The organism is Herbiconiux dendrobii (genome assembly GCF_052048175.1).
In the GTDB taxonomy this organism is placed as follows: domain Bacteria; phylum Actinomycetota; class Actinomycetes; order Actinomycetales; family Microbacteriaceae; genus Herbiconiux.
This window is the reverse complement of the sequence record NZ_JBLZQV010000013.1, coordinates 1-5,158: the sequence shown is the minus strand read 5'-3', so window position 1 is coordinate 5,158 and position 5,158 is coordinate 1. Positions and strand designations below refer to the sequence as shown.

Annotated in this window: 3 rRNA genes; all 3 read right to left on the bottom strand. The window is 54.4% G+C overall.

The features are described from left to right. Positions 1-6 precede the first annotated feature (6 nt). Positions 7-123, bottom strand: a 5S ribosomal RNA gene (gene rrf, locus ACN4JJ_RS20940). A gap of 149 nt (positions 124-272) precedes the next feature. After that, positions 273-3,394 (bottom strand): 23S ribosomal RNA (locus ACN4JJ_RS20935). 443 nt (positions 3,395-3,837) lie between these two features. After that, positions 3,838-5,158, bottom strand: a 16S ribosomal RNA gene (locus ACN4JJ_RS20930); the annotation flags it as partial.

Sequence of the window (5,158 nt, the reverse complement as noted above, 5' to 3'; positions counted from 1 at the left end):
AAGTAAGTCCGGCGGTGTCCTACTCTCCCACAAGGTCCCCCTTGCAGTACCATCGGCGCTGAGAGTCTTAGCTTCCGGGTTCGGAATGTGACCGGGCGTTTCCCTCTCGCTATGGCCGCCGAAACACTAGAGACGTATCTGTCTTTAGAAGTTTCAAACAATCCACGCGTAGCGTGTGTTGTTTGGTTCTCGACCGTACATCGAGAACCACATAGTGGACGCAAGCAATCTTGGCCACCCATACCAGCCTTACAACATGTATGGGTGTAGTGATTATCAAGTTATCGGCTTATTAGTACAGGTCAGCTCCACGAGTCTTTAGTCCTCGCTTCCACATCCTGCCTATCAACCCAGTAGTCTAGCTGGGAGCCTCTCACCCCGAAGGGTATGGAAATCTCATCTCAAGGCCGGCTTCCCGCTTAGATGCTTTCAGCGGTTATCCATCCCGAACGTAGCTAATCAGCGGTGCTCCTGGCGGAACAACTGACACACCAGAGGTTCGTCCAACCCGGTCCTCTCGTACTAGGGTCAGATCCTTTCAAATTTCCTGCGCGCGCAGCGGATAGGGACCGAACTGTCTCACGACGTTCTAAACCCAGCTCGCGTACCGCTTTAATGGGCGAACAGCCCAACCCTTGGGACCTACTCCAGCCCCAGGATGCGACGAGCCGACATCGAGGTGCCAAACCATGCCGTCGATATGGACTCTTGGGCAAGATCAGCCTGTTATCCCCGAGGTACCTTTTATCCGTTGAGCGACAGCGCTTCCACAAGCCACTGCCGGATCACTAGTCCCGACTTTCGTCCCTGCTCGACTTGTCAGTCTCACAGTCAAGCTCCCTTGTGCACTTACACTCGCCATCTGATTGCCAACCAGATTGAGGGAACCTTTGGGCGCCTCCGTTACTTTTTAGGAGGCAACCGCCCCAGTTAAACTACCCATCAGGCACTGTCCCTGAACCCGATTAGGGTTCGAAGTTAGATATCCAGAGTGACCAGAGTGGTATTTCAACAATGACTCCACCTGAACTAGCGTCCAAGCTTCACAGTCTCCCACCTATCCTACACAAGCCACACCGAACACCAATACCAAACTGTAGTAAAGGTCACGGGGTCTTTCCGTCCTGCTGCGCGTAACGAGCATCTTTACTCGTAGTGCAATTTCGCCGAGTTCGCGGTTGAGACAGCTGGGAAGTCGTTACGCCATTCGTGCAGGTCGGAACTTACCCGACAAGGAATTTCGCTACCTTAGGATGGTTATAGTTACCACCGCCGTTTACTGGGGCTTAAATTCTCAGCTTCGCCTTGCGGCTAACCGTTCCTCTTAACCTTCCAGCACCGGGCAGGCGTCAGTCCGTATACATCGTCTTGCGACTTGGCACGGACCTGTGTTTTTAGTAAACAGTCGCTTCCCACTGGTCTCTGCGGCCTTCAAACGCTCCAGGAGTAAATCCCTTCACGCCTCAGGCCCCCCTTCTCCCGAAGTTACGGGGGCATTTTGCCGAGTTCCTTAACCACGATTCTCTCGATCTCCTTGGTATTCTCTACCTGACCACCTGAGTCGGTTTGGGGTACGGGTGACTGGAACCTCGCGTCGATGCTTTTCTTGGCAGCATAGGATCACTGATTTCGTCCGTGAGGACTACCCATCGGGTCTCAGCCTTATATGAGAGACGGATTTGCCTATCTCTCGGCCTACATCCTTAGACCGGGACAACCATCGCCCGGCTCAGCTACCTTCCTGCGTCACACCTGTTAATACGCTAACCGCACCAGACGGGTTCGAGCGTTAGACCGGCACGCTTCACCCCGAAGGGATCCATCTAGCCGGGTTAGGACTCTTAGCACTACTGGATTGGCTTGGGCGGTTCTTCGTCAGTACGGGAATATCAACCCGTTGTCCATCGACTACGCCTGTCGGCCTCGCCTTAGGTCCCGACTTACCCAGGGCGGATTAGCCTGGCCCTGGAACCCTTGGTCTTTCGGAGGACGGGTTTCTCACCCGTCTTTCGCTACTCATGCCTGCATTCTCACTCGTGTGGCCTCCACGGCTGGTTTACACCGCCGCTTCGCTGGCCACACGACGCTCTCCTACCCATCCACACGGCTGGACCACGAAGGCCTGCCACTAATATGAATGCCACAACTTCGGTGGCGTGCTTGAGCCCCGTTACATTGTCGGCGCGGAATCACTTGACCAGTGAGCTATTACGCACTCTTTCAAGGGTGGCTGCTTCTAAGCCAACCTCCTGGTTGTCTGTGCAACTCCACATCCTTTCCCACTTAGCACGCGCTTTGGGACCTTAGTTGGTGGTCTGGGTTGTTTCCCTCTCGACGATGAAGCTTATCCCCCACCGTCTCACTGCTGCGCTCTCACTTACCGGCATTCGGAGTTTGGCTAACGTCAGTAACCTTTTGGGGCCCATCGGCTATCCAGTAGCTCTACCTCCGGCAAGAAACACGCAACGCTGCACCTAAATGCATTTCGGAGAGAACCAGCTATCACGAAGTTTGATTGGCCTTTCACCCCTATCCACAGCTCATCCCCTCCATTTTCAACTGAAGTGGGTTCGGTCCTCCACGACGTCTTACCGTCGCTTCAACCTGGCCATGGATAGATCACTTCGCTTCGGGTCTAGAACATGCGACTCAAACGCCCTATTAAGACTCGCTTTCGCTACGGATTCCCCTCACGGGTTAACCTCGCCACATATCACTAACTCGCAGGCTCATTCTTCAAAAGGCACGCTGTCACACCAACAATGGGTGCTCCAACGGTTTGTAAGCAAACGGTTTCAGGTACTATTTCACTCCCCTCCCGGGGTACTTTTCACCTTTCCCTCACGGTACTTGTCCGCTATCGGTCATCTGGGAGTATTTAGGCTTATCAGGTGGTCCTGACAGATTCACACGGGATTTCTCGGGCCCCGTGCTACTTGGGATACTCTTCGCGCCATTGAACCATTTCGGCTACGGGGTTGGCACCCTCTCTGACTGGCCTTTCAAGACCATTCGCCTATAGTTCGTTGTAACGCTCGCTGTACGGCAGTAACAGCAGAAAAGTCCCACAACCCCGACCATGCAACGCCTGCCGGCTATCACACATGACCGGTTTAGCCTCTTCCGGGTTCGCTCGCCACTACTAACGGAATCACTGTTGTTTTCTCTTCCTGTGGGTACTGAGATGTTTCACTTCCCCACGTTCCCTCTACCCGCCCTATATATTCAGGCGGGAGTCACCAGGTCACCACAAGGGGCCTGGCGGGGTTTCCCCATTCGGAAATCCTCGGATCAAAGCTCTATTATCAGCTCCCCGAGGCTTATCGCAGATTTATACGTCCTTCTTCGGCTCCAGATGCCAAGGCATCCACCGTTTGCTCTTAGAAACTTGAAATCACATGAGTTATTGAATCGTTTAGCCGAACAATAAATTGTCCGGCGAAATTGACCAATGATCTACAGCACTCGAAAGTGCTTGTTGATCTTTGTGATCCAGGCTAAAAGCCTGAATCTAAGATGCTCGCGTCCACTGTGTAGTTCTCAAAGTACGGGCGGTACCCCTCCAGCGAATCCTCAAGAAAAAGGAAACGACGAAAGGGTCCAGAGAGTCAGTCCACCCCGATCCGAAGACCAAGGATGTTCCGGTCCCTCAGGACCCAACAGCGTGCATGTCGCCGGCTCTCACCCACCCCGACCGTTCCGTGCCCCGAAGAGCTGTACTAGACCGGAGAGTGCTTCTCCGACGACCAATGTCAATGTTCCACCCATGAGCTACCAGCGAGGACGTATGCCTCGATCTGGCCTCTGGACAAGCAATGCTTGCCAGTTGCTCCTTAGAAAGGAGGTGATCCAGCCGCACCTTCCGGTACGGCTACCTTGTTACGACTTAGTCCTAATCACCGATCCCACCTTCGACAGCTCCCTCCACAAGGGTTGGGCCACCGGCTTCGGGTGTTACCGACTTTCATGACTTGACGGGCGGTGTGTACAAGGCCCGGGAACGTATTCACCGTGGCGTTGCTGATCCACGATTACTAGCGACTCCGACTTCATGAGGTCGAGTTGCAGACCTCAATCCGAACTGAGACCGGCTTTTTGGGATTCGCTCCACCTTACGGTATCGCAGCCCTTTGTACCGGCCATTGTAGCATGCGTGAAGCCCAAGACATAAGGGGCATGATGATTTGACGTCATCCCCACCTTCCTCCGAGTTGACCCCGGCAGTCTCCTATGAGTTCCCACCATAACGTGCTGGCAACATAGAACGAGGGTTGCGCTCGTTGCGGGACTTAACCCAACATCTCACGACACGAGCTGACGACAACCATGCACCACCTGTTTACGAGTGTCCAAAGAGTTGACCATTTCTGGCCCGTTCTCGTATATGTCAAGCCTTGGTAAGGTTCTTCGCGTTGCATCGAATTAATCCGCATGCTCCGCCGCTTGTGCGGGCCCCCGTCAATTCCTTTGAGTTTTAGCCTTGCGGCCGTACTCCCCAGGCGGGGAACTTAATGCGTTAGCTGCGACACGGAGACCGTGGAATGGCCCCCACATCTAGTTCCCAACGTTTACGGCGTGGACTACCAGGGTATCTAATCCTGTTCGCTCCCCACGCTTTCGCTCCTCAGCGTCAGTTACGGCCCAGAGATCTGCCTTCGCCATCGGTGTTCCTCCTGATATCTGCGCATTCCACCGCTACACCAGGAATTCCAATCTCCCCTACCGCACTCTAGTCTGCCCGTACCCACTGCAGGCTGGAGGTTGAGCCTCCAGTTTTCACAGCAGACGCGACAAACCGCCTACGAGCTCTTTACGCCCAATAATTCCGGACAACGCTTGCACCCTACGTATTACCGCGGCTGCTGGCACGTAGTTAGCCGGTGCTTTTTCTGCAGGTACCGTCACTTTCGCTTCTTCCCTACTAAAAGAGGTTTACAACCCGAAGGCCGTCATCCCTCACGCGGCGTTGCTGCATCAGGCTTGCGCCCATTGTGCAATATTCCCCACTGCTGCCTCCCGTAGGAGTCTGGGCCGTGTCTCAGTCCCAGTGTGGCCGGTCACCCTCTCAGGCCGGCTACCCGTCGTCGCCTTGGTGAGCCATTACCTCACCAACAAGCTGATAGGCCGCGAGTCCATCCTCAACCAAAAAATCTTTCCA